The sequence below is a fragment of the Klebsiella sp. WOUb02 genome (genome assembly GCF_050058015.1).
Classification (GTDB): domain Bacteria; phylum Pseudomonadota; class Gammaproteobacteria; order Enterobacterales; family Enterobacteriaceae; genus Klebsiella.
The window spans coordinates 1,927,173-1,942,783 of the sequence record NZ_CP170110.1 but is presented as its reverse complement, the minus strand read 5'-3'; the positions used below and the strand labels follow the sequence as shown (position 1 = coordinate 1,942,783).

Here is a 15,611-nt window from a genome sequence, read left to right as displayed (position 1 = left end):
CAAAATCGACGTAGTTTGATTACACTCCTGTTAATCCATACAGCAACAGTGCCGGGGAGACCCGGCACTGTTGTCCGTTTTAGCAGCAGGCAGGAAACAGCCTGATACCTGGAGAGCCTTTTTTGAGCCAGGAATACACCGAAGACAAAGAAGTCAAACTGACGAAGCTAAGCAGCGGGCGCCGACTCCTTGAGGCGTTACTTATCCTTTGCGCCCTTTTTGCCATCTGGCTGATGGCGGCCTTACTCAGCTTTAATCCCTCGGATCCAAGCTGGTCGCAAACGGCCTGGCACGAGCCTATCCACAACATCGGCGGCACGCCGGGAGCCTGGCTTGCCGATACGCTATTTTTCATTTTTGGCGTAATGGCTTACACCATTCCCGTGATTATCATCGGCGGCTGCTGGTTTGCCTGGCGCAATCAAACTAACGACGAGTACATCGACTATTTCGCCGTTTCGCTGCGCTTAATTGGCGCGCTGGCGCTGATCCTGACCTCCTGTGGCCTGGCCTCTATCAATGCCGATGATATTTGGTATTTCGCCTCAGGCGGGGTCATTGGCAGCCTGCTGAGCACCACTCTGCAACCGCTGCTGCACAGCAGCGGTGGAACTATCGCGCTGCTCTGCATCTGGGCGGCGGGTTTAACCCTGTTTACCGGCTGGTCGTGGGTCAGCATTGCCGAAAAACTCGGCGGCGTAATTCTTTCTGTTCTTACCTTTGCCAGCAACCGTACCCGTCGGGACGATACCTGGGTTGATGAGGAGGAGTATGAAGATGATGAAGACGACGATACCGCTAAACCGCAGGGATCGCGTCGCGCTCGGATTCTACGCAGCGCCTTAGCGCGCCGCCAGCGTCTGGCTGAGAAGTTTTCCAACCCGATGGGGCGCAAGACCGACGCCGCGCTGTTCTCCGGTAAGCGCATGGATGATGCCGAGGAGGACGTTCAGTTCAGCGCCAACGGCGCGCCGGTTGCGGCAGACGATGTGCTGTTTTCTGGCGCCAGTGCCGCGCGTCCGGCAGAGGCGGAGGATGTCTTATTCTCCGGTGCCAGCGCCGCGCGCCCGGGGGACTTTGACCCCTACGATCCGCTGCTGAACGGCCATAGTATTGCCGATCCTGTTAGCGCGGCAGCGGCAGCCACCGCGGCGCCCCAGGCGTGGGCCGAGCCGGTAGCTGGCCAGACTCCGCAGGCCGGCTGGCAGCCGGAGGCGCAGGCTTACCAGCCTGAGCAGGCGCCGGTGCAGCAGCCTCACTATCGCCCTGAGCCAACATATCCACCGCATCAGGCATATCAGCCTGAGCCACAGTGTCAGCCTCAGCAGGCGTATCAGCCTGAACAGGCGCCGGTGCAGCAGCCTCACTATCAGCCTGAGCCACAGTATCAGCCGCAGCAGGCATATCAGCCTGAGCAGGCGCCGATGCAGCAGCCTCACTATCAGCCTGAGCCACAGTATCCGCCGCAGCAGGTGTATCAGCCTGAACAGGCCCCGGCGCAGCAGCCTCACTATCAGTCTGAGCCACAGTATCAGCCGCAGCAGGCGTATCAGGCTGAACAGGCGCCGGTGCAGCAGCCTCACTATCAGCCTGAGCCACAGTATCAGCCGCAGCAGGCGTATCAGGCTGAACAGGCGCCGGTGCAGCAGCCCCACTATCAGCCTGAGCCACAGTATCAACCGCAGCAGGCATATCAGCCTGAACAGGCGCCGGTACAGCAGTCCGCCTATCAGCCTGAACCCTATGCCGCTGCGCCTGCTGTTGAGCCCGAAGTTCCGCAGGAAGAGCTCAAACCGCAGCGTCCGCCGATGTACTATTTCGAAGAAGTCGAAGAGAAGCGCGCGCGTGAACGCGAACAGCTTGCCGCCTGGTATCAGCCAATTCCGGAGCCTGCCAGCCCGATGGCGACTAAACCGATCTCTTCGCCGCCGCCATCGTCGCCCGTTGATGCCGCCGCGGTGACCACCCTGGCCGCCGGCGTACACCAGGCCAGGGGCGCTGGCGCAGCCGCCGCTGCGGTGGCCTCCGCAGCGTCATCCGCCGAGCCGCTGTTCAGTCCGGCAGCGGGCGGGCCGCGCGTGCAGGTCAAAGAGGGCATTGGTCCGAAGCTGCCGCGTCCTAATCGCGTCCGCGTCCCGACGCGCCGCGAGCTGGCATCGTACGGTATCAAGCTGCCCTCTCAGCGCATCGCGGAAGAGCGCGCTCGTCAGGCGGAGCTTGATCAGAATTATGACGATGAGCCGCTCACCGATGAAGAAGTTAGCGAACTGGAGCAGGGGGAGCTGGCGCGTCAGTTTGCCGCAACCCAGCAGCAGCGCTACGGTGAGGTCTACCAGGCTGACGAAGCCGATGATGACGATGTGGCCGCCGAAGCCGAGCTGGCTCGCCAGTTTGCCGCCTCCCAGCAGCAGCGCTACAGCAGCGAGCAGCCGCGCGGGGCGAATCCGTTCTCGCCGGCTGATTATGACTTCTCGCCGATGAAAGCGCTGGTGGACGACGGCCCGAGCGAGCCGCTGTTTACGCCGATGCCTGAGGCTCAGCCGTCGGTGGCGCATCAGCAGCCCGCGCAGCAGCAGCCGACGCAGCACTATCAGCCGCCACAGCCTGCGCAGCAGCAGCCGACGCAGCACTATCAGCCGCCACAGCCTGCGTATCAGCAGCCGCAGGTTCAGCAGCCGATACAGTCTGCGCCAGCGCAGGGCTATCAGCCGCCGCAGGCCCCTCAGGTGCATATGCAACCGCCGGTCCAGCAGCCGGCACCGCAGCCGCAGGAGAGCCTGATTCACCCGCTCCTGATGCGCAACGGCAACAGCCAGCCGGTGCCGCGGCCGACAACGCCGCTGCCGTCGCTGGATCTGCTGACGCCGCCGCCGAGCGAGGTCGAGCCGGTTGATACCTTCGCACTGGAGCAAATGGCGCGCCTGGTGGAAGCTCGCCTCGCCGATTTCCGTATTAAAGCGGACGTCGTGAACTACTCGCCTGGCCCGGTTATTACCCGCTTTGAGCTGAACCTGGCGCCGGGCGTAAAGGCCGCGCGTATTTCTAACCTGTCGCGCGACCTGGCCCGTTCGCTATCCACGGTTGCCGTGCGCGTCGTAGAGGTTATCCCGGGCAAGCCGTACGTTGGCCTGGAGCTGCCGAATAAGAAGCGCCAGACCGTCTACCTGCGTGAAGTGCTGGATAACACCAAGTTCCGTGATAACCCGTCGCCGCTGACCGTGGTGCTGGGCAAGGATATCGCCGGCGATCCGGTGGTTGCCGATCTGGCTAAAATGCCGCACCTGCTGGTTGCCGGTACCACCGGCTCCGGTAAATCGGTCGGCGTCAACGCCATGATCCTTAGCATGCTCTACAAGGCGCAGCCGGAAGATGTGCGCTTCATTATGATCGACCCGAAAATGCTCGAACTGTCGGTCTATGAAGGGATCCCGCACCTGCTGACGGAAGTGGTCACCGATATGAAAGACGCCGCCAACGCCCTGCGCTGGAGCGTGAACGAGATGGAACGCCGCTACAAGCTGATGTCGGCTTTGGGCGTGCGTAACCTGGCGGGCTACAACGAGAAGATTGCCGAAGCGGCGCGCATGGGGCGGCCAATTCCGGATCCGTACTGGAAGCCGGGCGACAGCATGGATGCGGTTCATCCGGTGCTGGAAAAACTGCCTTATATCGTGGTGCTGGTGGATGAGTTCGCCGACCTGATGATGACCGTGGGTAAGAAAGTGGAAGAGCTGATTGCTCGTCTGGCGCAGAAAGCGCGTGCGGCGGGTATTCACCTCGTGCTGGCGACCCAGCGTCCGTCGGTTGACGTGATCACCGGCCTGATTAAGGCCAACATTCCGACGCGTATCGCCTTCACCGTGTCGAGCAAAATTGACTCGCGCACCATTCTCGACCAGAGCGGCGCCGAATCGCTGCTGGGAATGGGGGATATGCTCTACTCCGGACCGAACTCCACGATCCCGGTACGCGTTCACGGAGCATTTGTCCGTGACCAGGAGGTCCATGCAGTCGTCCAGGACTGGAAAGCGCGCGGGCGTCCGCAGTATATCGACGGCATCACTTCGGATAGCGAAAGCGAAGGCGGCGGCGGTGGATTTGACGGCGGAGAAGAGCTGGATCCGCTGTTCGACCAGGCGGTCAGTTTCGTCACCGAGAAGCGCAAAGCCTCTATCTCCGGCGTTCAGCGTCAGTTCCGTATCGGCTATAACCGCGCCGCGCGCATCATCGAACAGATGGAAGCGCAGGGCATCGTCAGCGAGCAGGGCCACAACGGCAACCGCGAAGTGCTGGCGCCGCCGCCCTTCGAGTGAGTGCAAAGTTGGGTAAATAAGAGCAAAATCAGCCTATTCTTCTGTCCCGCCGCGCCAGGCGGTCCTACATTAGGGGCAGAAGAGGCTCCCGGGCAGGGAGCGACGCACATTGACAGACATTAAGGAATAACAATGAAAAAACTCGCAATCACCTGTGCATTACTGTCTGGATTTGTTGTCAGTCAGGTGTGGGCAGATGCCGCCGGCGATTTGAAAAGCCGTCTGGATAAGGTGAGCAGCTTCCACGCCAGCTTTACGCAGAAAGTGACCGATGGCAGCGGCAATGCGGTACAGGACGGACAGGGCGACCTGTGGGTGAAGCGGCCGAATCTGTTCAACTGGCACATGACCCAGCCGGATGAAAGTATTCTGGTTTCTGACGGTAAAACGCTGTGGTTCTATAACCCGTTCGTTGAGCAGGCGACCGTCACCTGGCTGAAAGACGCCACCAGCAACACGCCGTTTATGCTGATTGCGCGTAACCAGTCTAACGACTGGCAGCAGTATAATATTAAGCAAAACGGCGATGATTTTGTCCTGACGCCAAAAAGCGGCAGCGGTAACCTGAAGCAGTTCACCATTAACGTTGGGCGTGACGGCACCATTCATCAGTTCAGCGCGGTAGAGCAGGACGACCAGCGCAGCAGCTATCAGCTGAAGTCGCAGCAAAACGGTGCGGTCGATGCATCTAAGTTTACCTTTACGCCGCCGCAAGGGGTTACGGTGGACGATCAACGTAAATAGAGGCGAATGTGGGCAATCTGTCGCTCGATTTTTCCGACAATGCGTTTCAACCTCTGGCCGCTCGTATGCGGCCAGAAAATTTAGCGCAGTACATCGGCCAGCAGCACCTGCTGGCACCGGGTAAACCTTTGCCGCGGGCAATTGAGGCCGGGCATCTTCATTCGATGATTTTATGGGGCCCGCCAGGCACCGGAAAAACCACTTTAGCGGAAGTGATTGCCCGCTATGCCAGCGCCGACGTCGAGCGGATTTCGGCCGTGACTTCCGGCGTTAAGGAGATCCGCGAGGCCATCGAACGCGCGCGACAGAATCGTAATGCCGGTCGGCGCACGATCCTGTTTGTCGACGAAGTCCACCGCTTCAATAAAAGCCAGCAGGACGCGTTTCTGCCGCATATCGAAGATGGCACCATCACCTTTATCGGCGCGACCACGGAAAATCCCTCTTTTGAACTCAACTCCGCTCTGCTATCCCGGGCGCGCGTCTATCTGCTGAAATCACTGACCACGGAAGATATTGAGCAGGTATTAACGCAGGCGATGAACGATACCGGCCGCGGCTACGGCGGGCAGAATATTGTGCTGCCTGACGAGACGCGTCGGGCGATAGCCGAGCTGGTAAACGGCGACGCGCGCCGCGCGCTCAATACGCTGGAGATGATGGCCGATATGGCCGAAACCGACCCCGCCGGTCAGCGGGTGCTGCAGGCCGGGCTGTTGACCGAAATCGCCGGCGAGCGCAGCGCGCGTTTTGATAACAAGGGCGATCGTTTTTACGATTTAATTTCGGCGCTGCACAAGTCCGTGCGCGGCAGCGCGCCGGACGCCGCGCTGTACTGGTATGCGCGGATCATCAGCGCCGGCGGCGATCCGCTGTACGTTGCCCGCCGCTGCCTGGCGATTGCCTCGGAAGACGTCGGCAACGCCGATCCTCGGGCCATGCAGGTCGCTATCTCCGCCTGGGACTGCTTTACCCGGGTAGGGCCGGCGGAGGGCGAGCGGGCGATTGCTCAGGCGATTGTATACCTTGCCTGCGCGCCGAAGAGCAACGCGGTTTACACCGCTTTCAAAGCGGCGATGGCCGATGCCCGCGAACGTCCGGACTACGACGTGCCGGTCCATCTGCGCAATGCGCCGACGAAGCTGATGAAAGAGATGGGCTATGGTCAGCAGTATCGCTACGCCCACGATGAGCCCAACGCTTATGCCGCCGGCGAGGAGTACTTCCCGCAGGAAATGGCGCAAACGCGCTATTATCGGCCAACAAACCGAGGGCTTGAGGGTAAAATTGGCGAAAAGCTCGCCTGGCTTAGCGAACAGGATCAAAATAGCCCCACAAAACGCTACCGCTAACAGAGGCGATGCGGTAAGGTTACGAGGATATTCCGGTGGTCGTAGTCTGCGGCCACTTTTCATTTTATTAATTCGATAAGCACAGGATAAGCATGCTCGATCCCAATCTGCTGCGTACCGAGCCAGACGCAGTCGCTGAAAAACTGGCACGCCGGGGCTTTAAGCTGGATGTAGATAAACTGCGCGCTCTGGAAGAGCGTCGTAAAGTTCTGCAGGTTGAAACTGAAAATCTGCAGGCGGAGCGCAACTCCCGATCGAAATCCATTGGCCAGGCGAAAGCGCGTGGGGAAGATATCGAGCCGTTACGCCTGGAAGTGAACAAGCTTGGCGAACAGCTGGATGCGGCGAAAACCGATCTGGACGCGCTGCTGGTCGAGATCCGCGACATCGCGCTGACTATTCCTAACGTCCCGCATGATGACGTTCCGCAGGGCAAAAGTGAAAACGACAACGTCGAAGTGAGCCGCTGGGGCACCCCGCGCGAGTTCGATTTTGCCGTGCGCGATCACGTAACGCTGGGCGAAATGCACGGCGGGCTGGACTTCGCTGCGGCGGTTAAACTGACCGGTTCGCGCTTTGTGGTCATGAAGGGTCAGCTGGCTCGTCTGCACCGCGCGCTGTCGCAGTTTATGCTGGATCTGCATACCGAACAGCACGGCTATAGTGAAAACTATGTCCCGTATCTGGTGAACCAGGAAACGCTGTACGGCACCGGACAGCTGCCGAAATTCGCCGGCGACCTGTTCCATACGCGTCCGCTGGAAGAAGAGGCGGATAGCAGCAACTACGCGCTGATCCCGACTGCCGAAGTTCCGCTGACTAACCTGGTTCGCGATGAGATCATCGATGAAGACGATCTGCCGATCAAAATGACCGCGCATACCCCGTGCTTCCGCTCTGAAGCGGGCTCCTACGGTCGCGATACCCGCGGTCTGATCCGTATGCACCAGTTCGACAAAGTTGAGATGGTGCAGATCGTCCGTCCGGAAGACTCCATGGCGGCGCTGGAAGAGATGACCGGCCATGCGGAAAAAGTTCTGCAGCTGCTGGGCCTGCCGTACCGTAAGGTGGCGCTCTGCACCGGCGATATGGGCTTCAGCGCATGCAAGACCTACGATCTGGAAGTGTGGGTGCCGGCGCAGAACACCTACCGCGAAATTTCGTCCTGCTCGAACGTCTGGGATTTCCAGGCGCGCCGCATGCAGGCACGCTGCCGCAGCAAGTCTGATAAGAAAACGCGTCTGGTCCATACGCTGAACGGCTCTGGCCTGGCAGTGGGCCGTACTCTGGTTGCGCTGATGGAAAACTATCAGCAGGCCGATGGCCGTATTGAAATCCCGGAAATTCTGCGCCCGTATATGCGCGGCCTTGAATTCATCGGCTGATTTTTCTACCTCCTTCTCAAAAGCGCCTACGGGCGCTTTTTTTTCATCTCCTTCTTGATGCCGGGCAATAACTCGTCTGTTTAACCCTTCCATACTCCCTTTGAGTTAATTCAGCATAAAAAACTAATAAAGCATAAATGCGTTATATATAAAACTATATAACGATTGTCAGTAAATTGTGAGCAATCAAAGCGAGTATCCATGAAAACTAAAGCCCCCGATGCTTTACTGGCTGCCGAAGTAAGCCGGCGTGGTTTAATGAAAACCACGGCGATTGGCGGCCTGGCAGTGGCCAGTAACGCATTTACTTTACCCTTCACGCGCATAGCCCATGCCGCAGAGAGCCTGTCACCGGCAAGCGAAACGGTAATCTGGAGCGCCTGTACCGTTAACTGCGGTAGCCGCTGCCCGCTGCGCATGCATGTTGTTGATGGCGAAATTAAATACGTTGAAACAGATAATACCGGCGATGATAACTACGACGGCCTGCACCAGGTGCGCGCCTGTCTGCGCGGACGTTCGATGCGCCGTCGCGTCTACAATCCCGACCGCCTGAAGTACCCGATGAAGCGCGTGGGTAAACGCGGCGAGGGGAAATTTGAGCGCATCAGCTGGGAAGAGGCGTTCGATACCATTGCCGGCAATATGCAGCGTCTGATCAAAGACTATGGTAATGAATCTATCTACCTGAACTACGGGACCGGAACCCTGGGCGGGACCATGACCCGTTCCTGGCCGCCGGGAAAAACGCTCATCGCCCGCCTGATGAACTGCTGCGGCGGTTATCTTAATCACTACGGCGACTACTCCTCCGCGCAGATCGCCGCAGGGCTGAATTACACCTACGGCGGCTGGGCCGACGGCAACAGCCCGTCGGATATCGAAAACAGCCAGCTGGTGGTGCTGTTCGGTAATAACCCCGGCGAAACGCGGATGAGCGGCGGCGGGGTGACCTACTATCTGGAGCAGGCGCGACAAAAATCCAATGCGCGGATGATTATCATCGATCCGCGGTATACCGATACCGGCGCCGGTCGCGAAGACGAGTGGATCCCGATCCGTCCGGGTACCGACGCGGCGCTGGTCTCCGCGCTGGCCTGGGTGATGATTACCGAAAACCTGGTCGATATCCCGTTCCTCGATAAATACTGCGTTGGCTACGATGAAAAAACGCTCCCTGCCGATGCGCCGGCAAACGGCCACTACAAGGCCTGGATCCTCGGTCAGGGCAGCGACGGTATTGCCAAAACGCCGACATGGGCGTCAACCATCACCGGGATTCCGGTCGATCGCATTGTGAAACTGGCGCGTGAGATTGCCAGCGCGAAGCCTGCCTATATCAGTCAGGGCTGGGGACCGCAGCGCCATGCTAACGGTGAAATTGCGACCCGGGCGATCTCAATGCTGTCGATTCTGACCGGCAACGTCGGCATTAACGGCGGCAACAGCGGCGCGCGCGAGGGCTCATACGATCTGCCGTTTGAGCGTATGCCGACGCTGGATAATCCGGTTGAGGCCAGCATCTCCATGTTTATGTGGACCGATGCGATTGAGCGCGGCCCGGAGATGACGGCGCTACGCGACGGGGTCCGCGGTAAAGACAAGCTCGATGTGCCGATCAAGATGATCTGGAACTATGCAGGCAACTGCTTGATTAACCAGCACTCTGATATTAACCGCACCCACGAAATTCTGCAGGACGACAAGAAATGCGAGATGATCGTGGTGATCGATTTCCATATGACCTCGTCGGCGAAATACGCCGATATCCTGCTGCCGGCCTGCACCGCCTCCGAACAGATGGACTTCGCGCTGGACGCCTCCTGCGGCAACATGTCGTACGTTATCTTCACCGATGAGGTGATTAAGCCGCGCTTCGAATGCAAAACGATTTATGACATGACGACGGCGCTGGCAAAACGCATGGGCGTGGAGCAACGGTTTACCGAAGGCCGTAGCCAGGAAGGCTGGATGCGCTATCTGCATGAGCTTTCCCGTCAGGCGATCCCCGACCTCCCGGACTTTGATACCTTCCGTAAGCAGGGGATCTATAAGCAGCGCGATCCGGAGGGGCACCACGTTGCCTATAAAGCGTTTCGCGAAAATCCGCAGGCGAATCCCTTGACCACGCCGTCGGGAAAAATCGAGATCTATTCGCAGGAGCTGGCAAAAATTGCCGCCACCTGGGAGCTACCGGAAGGAGACGTGATCGATCCGCTGCCAATTTATACCCCAGGCTTTGAAAACTATAACGATCCGCTGATCGAGAAATTCCCGCTGCAGCTGACCGGCTTCCACTATAAATCCCGCGTTCACTCGACCTACGGCAACGTCGATGTGCTGAAGGCCGCCTGTCGTCAGGAGATGTGGATGAACCCGCTCGACGCGAACAAGCGCGGTATCGCCAACGGCGATCGTATCCGTATTTTCAACGCCCGCGGTGAAGTGCATATCGAAGCCAAAGTGACGCCGCGTATGATGCCTGGCGTTGTCGCGCTGGGTGAGGGGGCCTGGTATAACCCGGACGCCGGCCGCGTGGATCAGGCAGGGAGCATTAACGTGCTCACCACTCAACGCCCGTCGCCTCTGGCGAAAGGAAATCCGTCGCATACCAACCTCGTCCAGGTTGAAAAGCTGTAAGGAATAACCGATGACAACTCAATATGGATTTTTTATCGATTCCGCCCGTTGCACCGGTTGTAAAACCTGCGAACTGGCTTGTAAAGACTATAAGAACCTGACGCCGGACGTCAGCTTCCGTCGCATTTATGAATATGCGGGCGGCGACTGGCAGGAGGATAACGGCGTCTGGCAGCAGAACGTGTTTGCCTACTACCTCTCTATCGCCTGTAACCACTGCGAAGACCCGGCCTGCATCAAGGTCTGTCCGAGCGGCGCAATGCATAAGCGTGATGATGGCTTTGTGGTGGTTGATGAAGACGTCTGTATCGGCTGCCGCTATTGCCATATGGCCTGTCCGTACGGCGCGCCGCAGTACAACGCGGCGAAAGGGCATATGACCAAGTGCGACGGCTGCTACGAGCGCGTCGCCGTAGGTAAAAAACCGATCTGCGTCGAGTCCTGCCCGCTGCGGGCGCTGGACTTTGGCCCAATCGAGGAGCTGCGGCAGAAGCACGGCAAGCTGGCCGCCGTTGCGCCGCTGCCGTCGGCGCATTTTACGCAACCCAGTATTGTCATTAAACCGAACGCCAACAGTCGCCCGTGCGGCGATACAACCGGCTATCTGGCCAACCCGAAGGAGGTGTGAGATGGGAAGTGGATGGCATGAATGGCCGCTGATGATCTTCACGGTCTTTGGTCAGTGCGTAGTGGGCGGTTTTATCGTCCTGGCGCTGGCTCTAATAAAAGGTGGCCTGTCGCGTGAGCAGCAGCAGCGCGTGGTGCTGAGCATGTTTGGCCTCTGGGTGCTGATGGGGATTGGCTTTATCGCCTCGACGTTGCACCTGGGATCGCCGATGCGGGCCTTCAATTCGCTAAACCGCATTGGCGCATCGTCGCTGAGTAACGAAATTGCCAGCGGAGCTCTCTTCTTCGCCGTAGGCGGTATTGGCTGGCTGCTGGCGGCGGTTAAGAAGCTGCCGGCCGGGCTGCGCAGCCTGTGGCTGATCGTCACGATGGTATTGGGCGTCATCTTCGTCTGGATGATGGTGCGGGTGTACAACACCATTGATACGGTGCCGACCTGGTATAGCGTCTGGACGCCGCTGAGCTTCTTCCTGACGCTGTTTATCGGCGGACCGCTGCTCGGCTATCTGCTGCTGCGCGTGGCCGGCGTGGACGGCTGGGCGATGCGCCTGCTGCCCGCCGTAATGCTGGTGGCCCTGGTGGCGAGCGTGGCCGTGGCGCTGATGCAGGGCAGCGAGCTGTCGACTATCCATAGCTCCATCCAGCAGGCGTCCGCGCTGGTTCCGGACTACGGCTCGCTGATGGCCTGGCGCGTTGGGGCCCTGGCGCTGGCGCTGGCCTGCTGGGTTGCGCCGATGCTTAAAGGTTATCAGCCGGCGGTACCGCTGCTGGGCCTGGCATTTGTGCTGGTGCTGGCGGGCGAGATGGTGGGCCGCGGGGTCTTCTACGGTCTGCATATGACGGTTGGCATGGCTATCGCCAGCTAGGCCGCTATTCGCGCCGGAACCTGGCGGTTCTGGCGCGATAAAAAATGCGCTCTCTTCATGAAATATTTCAACTGATATTCCCGCCTGTTAATTGCAATAAATTAATAAAAACAATGGAATAATATAAAGAATAATTCTGCCGTTTGGTCGATGGATAAAAAACTTCAATCGTTGCCCGAGAAACCGCGTCCTGCCTGATTTCTGGTGGATTGACAATGTTTATAGCGGTGGCATGATGCGCACGAAATCTGAACTTCCTCACGGTTTACATCCATGTCCATCTACACCCGGCCGGTGCAAATGTTGCTCTGCGGCCTGCTTTTGTTGACGCTGGCGATAGCGGTTTTAAATACCCTCGTCCCGCTTTGGCTCGCCCATGAAAACATGCCTACCTGGCAGGTCGGGATGGTTGGCTCATCCTATTTCACCGGTAACCTGGTCGGAACCCTGCTGGCCGGATGGGTCATTAAACATCTGGGATTTAACCGTAGCTACTATCTTGCCTCGCTGATTTTTGCCGTCGGCTGCGTTGGGCTTGGCGTCACCATTGGCTTCTGGACCTGGTTTAGCTGGCGTTTTATCGCCGGCGTAGGCTGCGCAATGATTTGGGTGGTGGTGGAAAGCGCGCTGGTGTGCAGCGGAACTACCCGCAGCCGCGGTCGCCTGCTGGCGGCGTACATGATGGTTTACTATGTCGGTACCGTGCTGGGCCAGCTGATGGTGAGCAAGCTGCCGACGGATCTGATGAGCGTTCTGCCCTGGGTGACCGGGCTGGCGCTGGCAGCGATCCTTCCTCTGCTGTTTACGCGCGTGGTCAATCAGACGGATGAGCCGCATGAGGCTGCGGCCCGCATCTGGCCGATGCTCAGGCTGCGTCAGGCTCGTCACGGCGTTAACGGCTGCATTATTTCCGGGATCGTCCTCGGCTCGCTGTACGGGCTTATGCCGCTGTGGCTGAACCATCAGGGAGTGAGCGACGCCGGGATTGGTTTCTGGATGGCGGTAATGGTGAGCGCCGGGATCCTCGGGCAGTGGCCGGTGGGCCGCCTGGCGGATCGCTATGGGCGTCTGCTGGTGCTGCGCGTTCAGGTGTTTATCGTTATTCTCGGCTGTCTGGCAATGCTCAGCCAGGCGGCGATGGCGCCGGCGCTGTTTATCCTTGGCGCCTCGGGCTTTACGCTGTACCCGGTGGCGATGGCGTGGGCATGCGAAAAAGTTGAGCGCCATCAGCTGGTGGCGATGAACCAGGCGCTATTGATGAGCTACACCATCGGCAGCCTGCTCGGGCCAACGCTTACCGCGATGCTGATGCAGAATTTCTCCGATAACCTGCTGTTTATTATGATCGCCAGCGTGTCGTTTATTTATCTGCTGACGCTGCTGCGTAAAGCGGGGCACCATCCGACGCCGGTGGCGCACGCGTAATTTTTCTTCCGGCCTTCGCTACGGTGATAAGCAAAGGGGACGTTGTCCCCTTTGATTTATTGGCCGCCAGCGACGAGCGCATCAAGCTGGTTCTGATGCTCCACCCTGGTGAGCTGATTCAGCCGATCCCCCTCATCCAGCCAGCAGACTAATCGCTGGATCGTCTGAATATGCTGTTCGCTATCGGCGGCGGCCAGGACGATAATCAGCCGCACATCGGGGTGTGCGGGAAACGCCACGGCTTCGGCGCAGCAAACCAGTGAGAGCACGCTGTGCGGGCTCAGAACCCCTTCATCCGGGCGGGCGTGCGGGAGGGCAAATTCCGGAGTGAGTATGTACCAGGGACCATTCTCCTCGGTGGTGCTGATGATGGCATCCGCATAGCCGGCGCTGATTTTTCCCTGCTGTGCCAGCGGACGGCAGGCCAGCTTAATCGCGCCGCGCCAGTCCAGACTATGCGCGGTGTACTGACAAGCGGCAAATAATTTCTCATCCATGTCGGCTCCTCAAATAGCGAGCCGGTCAGTGGGCGACCGGCTCGTGCGACGGTCAGCGAAGCGCGTTATACAGCGCCTCGCCGGAGATGCCGTATTTTGCCTTGAGCTGCCGGCTGTTGCCCGACTCGGTGAAGGTATCCTGCGTTCCCAGGCGCGTCAGGCGCGCCGGATGGGCTGCCTGGGCCATCGCTTCGGCTACCTGACCGCCAAGGCCGCCGTTTACCGTGTGATTCTCCAGCGTGGCGATCTGCGGGCAGTCTGCTACCAGCGCATAAAACTCCTGCTGGTTAAACGGTTTGAGCGTCGCCACGTGGATGAGCTTGCCTTTCTTGCCGCTGGCAACCAGCTTTTCATAGCCTTCGCTGGCCTGTTCCAGCACCGTGCCCTCAAAGAGAATGGCGAACTCGTTGCCGCTGCTGGCGATGGCCGCGATATCGGTGACCCGCGGGATTACGCTCTTATCGCGCACCGGCATCGGTTCACGCGCCACGCGGATATAAACCGGGCCTTTGATTTTTGCCGCCTGCTCAAAGGCGTCGGCTATTTCTTCGGCATCGGCCGGCGTCAGGATCGTCAGGCCCGGCAGCACGCGGGTCAGGGCAAGATCCTCCAGCGCATGGTGCGAGGCGCCGTCCGGGCCGTCATCCATTCCCGGATGGCTACCCACCAGCTTGACGTTGGCTTTGGCGTAGCAGGCCTGTCGCAGCTGGGTCCATGCCGTCCCCGTTACAAACATCGCAAAATTGACATAGAAGGGGATATAGCCCTCAAGCGACTGACCCACGGCAAAACTCATCGCTGAACCTTCCGCAATCCCCATTTCGAAGAAGGCCTCCGGGTAGCGCGCCTGAAACTGGTCGGTGCGGGTTGAACTGGCTAAGTCACTATCGATAGCGACGATGGGGTAACCTTTTTCTTTCAGGGCAATCAGTGCATTACCGATCTCATCACGCGGTGCTTTCATCACTGTAACTCCTCCATTGCCTGCTGGTATTGTTCTGTGGTCGGGGTTTTTGAGTGCCAGTCGCCGTTATTTTCCATATAGCTGACGCCGGAGCCCTTGGTGGTATGGGCGACGATGGCTACCGGCTTGCCTTTCAGATGGCGGGAGAGCATCAGGGTGTCGGCCACCTGGTGCATATCATTACCGTTATGCAGCTCCAGCACGTGCCAGCCGAAGCTGCGGATCTTATCCGCCAGCGGCTCGAGATTAACCACTTCATTAACCGGATCGTGGGAAGAGAAGCCGTTGTAATCGATAATCGCGACCAGATTATCCATTTTCATATGCCCGGCCTGCTGTAAGGTTTCCCAGATTTGCCCTTCGTGCATTTCGCCATCGCCGATGATGGCAAATACCCGATGAGGCTCGTCGCGGCGCTTTTTAGCGGCCGCCATACCGAAGGCGACGGATAACCCCTGGCCGAGCAAACCGGTCGTCGCGTCGACATCCGGCAGCGATTTTATGCTGGGGTGCCCCTGCAGGCGCGAATTGATCTGGCGGAAGGTATTGAACTCGCTGCGATCGATTTTGCCTTTTTGGTAAAGCATGGCGTACTGCGCGGCAACGGCGTGCCCTTTGCTCATAACGACGCGCGCGCGGGGCGAGGCCGCCAGGTCAACCTCCTGATAATAGATCCAGGTGAGAATATCGATTATCGATAAGGCGCCGCCCGGGTGGCCAATGCCGGACTCATAAATCATCGTGACGATATCGCGGCGAGCGGCGAGCGCATGGGACTTCAGTTGATCAATGTTCATG

11 protein-coding genes are annotated in these 15,611 nt (G+C 58.9%); 8 read left to right on the top strand and 3 right to left on the bottom strand.

The features are described 5' to 3' along the window. Positions 1–122 precede the first annotated feature (122 nt). The 8 genes from ftsK (at position 123) to ABOC21_RS16300 (ending at position 13,352) form a co-directional block, all read left to right on the top strand. On the top strand, positions 123–4,313 hold the full coding sequence (ftsK, locus tag ABOC21_RS16335) for a DNA translocase FtsK (RefSeq protein ID WP_426815302.1): 4,191 nt from the start codon (positions 123–125) through the stop codon (positions 4,311–4,313). Positions 4,314–4,445: 132 nt separating this feature from the next. Continuing rightward, positions 4,446–5,057, top strand: coding sequence for an outer membrane lipoprotein chaperone LolA (lolA, locus tag ABOC21_RS16330; RefSeq protein ID WP_426815301.1), 612 nt, complete (start codon positions 4,446–4,448; stop codon positions 5,055–5,057). Positions 5,058–5,065: 8 nt separating this feature from the next. Further along, on the top strand, positions 5,066–6,409 hold the full coding sequence (locus tag ABOC21_RS16325; protein ID WP_426815300.1) for a replication-associated recombination protein A: 1,344 nt from the start codon (positions 5,066–5,068) through the stop codon (positions 6,407–6,409). Between the two features lie 92 nt (positions 6,410–6,501). Further along, positions 6,502–7,794 (top strand): serine--tRNA ligase, encoded by a 1,293-nt coding sequence (serS, locus tag ABOC21_RS16320; RefSeq protein WP_426815299.1) that lies wholly within the window; start codon positions 6,502–6,504, stop codon positions 7,792–7,794. 201 nt (positions 7,795–7,995) lie between these two features. Next, on the top strand, positions 7,996–10,434 hold the full coding sequence (gene dmsA, locus ABOC21_RS16315) for a dimethylsulfoxide reductase subunit A (protein WP_426815298.1): 2,439 nt from the start codon (positions 7,996–7,998) through the stop codon (positions 10,432–10,434). Positions 10,435–10,444: 10 nt separating this feature from the next. After that, positions 10,445–11,062 (top strand): DMSO/selenate family reductase complex B subunit, encoded by a 618-nt coding sequence (locus ABOC21_RS16310; RefSeq protein ID WP_426815297.1) that lies wholly within the window; start codon positions 10,445–10,447, stop codon positions 11,060–11,062. A gap of 1 nt (position 11,063) precedes the next feature. Then, a complete protein-coding gene (locus ABOC21_RS16305; RefSeq protein ID WP_426815296.1) occupies positions 11,064–11,927 on the top strand; it encodes a dimethyl sulfoxide reductase anchor subunit family protein in 864 nt (287 codons plus the stop codon). Positions 11,928–12,200: 273 nt separating this feature from the next. Continuing rightward, on the top strand, positions 12,201–13,352 hold the full coding sequence (locus ABOC21_RS16300; protein ID WP_426815295.1) for an MFS transporter: 1,152 nt from the start codon (positions 12,201–12,203) through the stop codon (positions 13,350–13,352). A gap of 56 nt (positions 13,353–13,408) precedes the next feature. Here ABOC21_RS16300 and ABOC21_RS16295 read toward each other — a convergent pair whose 3' ends face one another. The 3 genes from ABOC21_RS16295 to ABOC21_RS16285 are packed head-to-tail and all read right to left on the bottom strand — an operon-like array spanning position 13,409 to position 15,610. After that, positions 13,409–13,849: a PTS sugar transporter subunit IIA gene (locus tag ABOC21_RS16295; protein WP_426815294.1), complete on the bottom strand. Its 441-nt coding sequence runs from the start codon at positions 13,847–13,849 to the stop codon at positions 13,409–13,411. A 52-nt stretch (positions 13,850–13,901) separates the two neighbouring features. Continuing rightward, a complete protein-coding gene (locus ABOC21_RS16290) occupies positions 13,902–14,813 on the bottom strand; it encodes a transketolase family protein (protein ID WP_426815293.1) in 912 nt (303 codons plus the stop codon). Next, the gene (locus ABOC21_RS16285; RefSeq protein WP_426815292.1) at positions 14,813–15,610 is read right to left on the bottom strand and encodes a transketolase; all 798 of its coding nucleotides are present in this window, start codon (positions 15,608–15,610) and stop codon (positions 14,813–14,815) included. Before ABOC21_RS16285 ends, ABOC21_RS16290 begins: the two co-directional genes overlap by 1 nt. Position 15,611 lies beyond the last annotated feature (1 nt).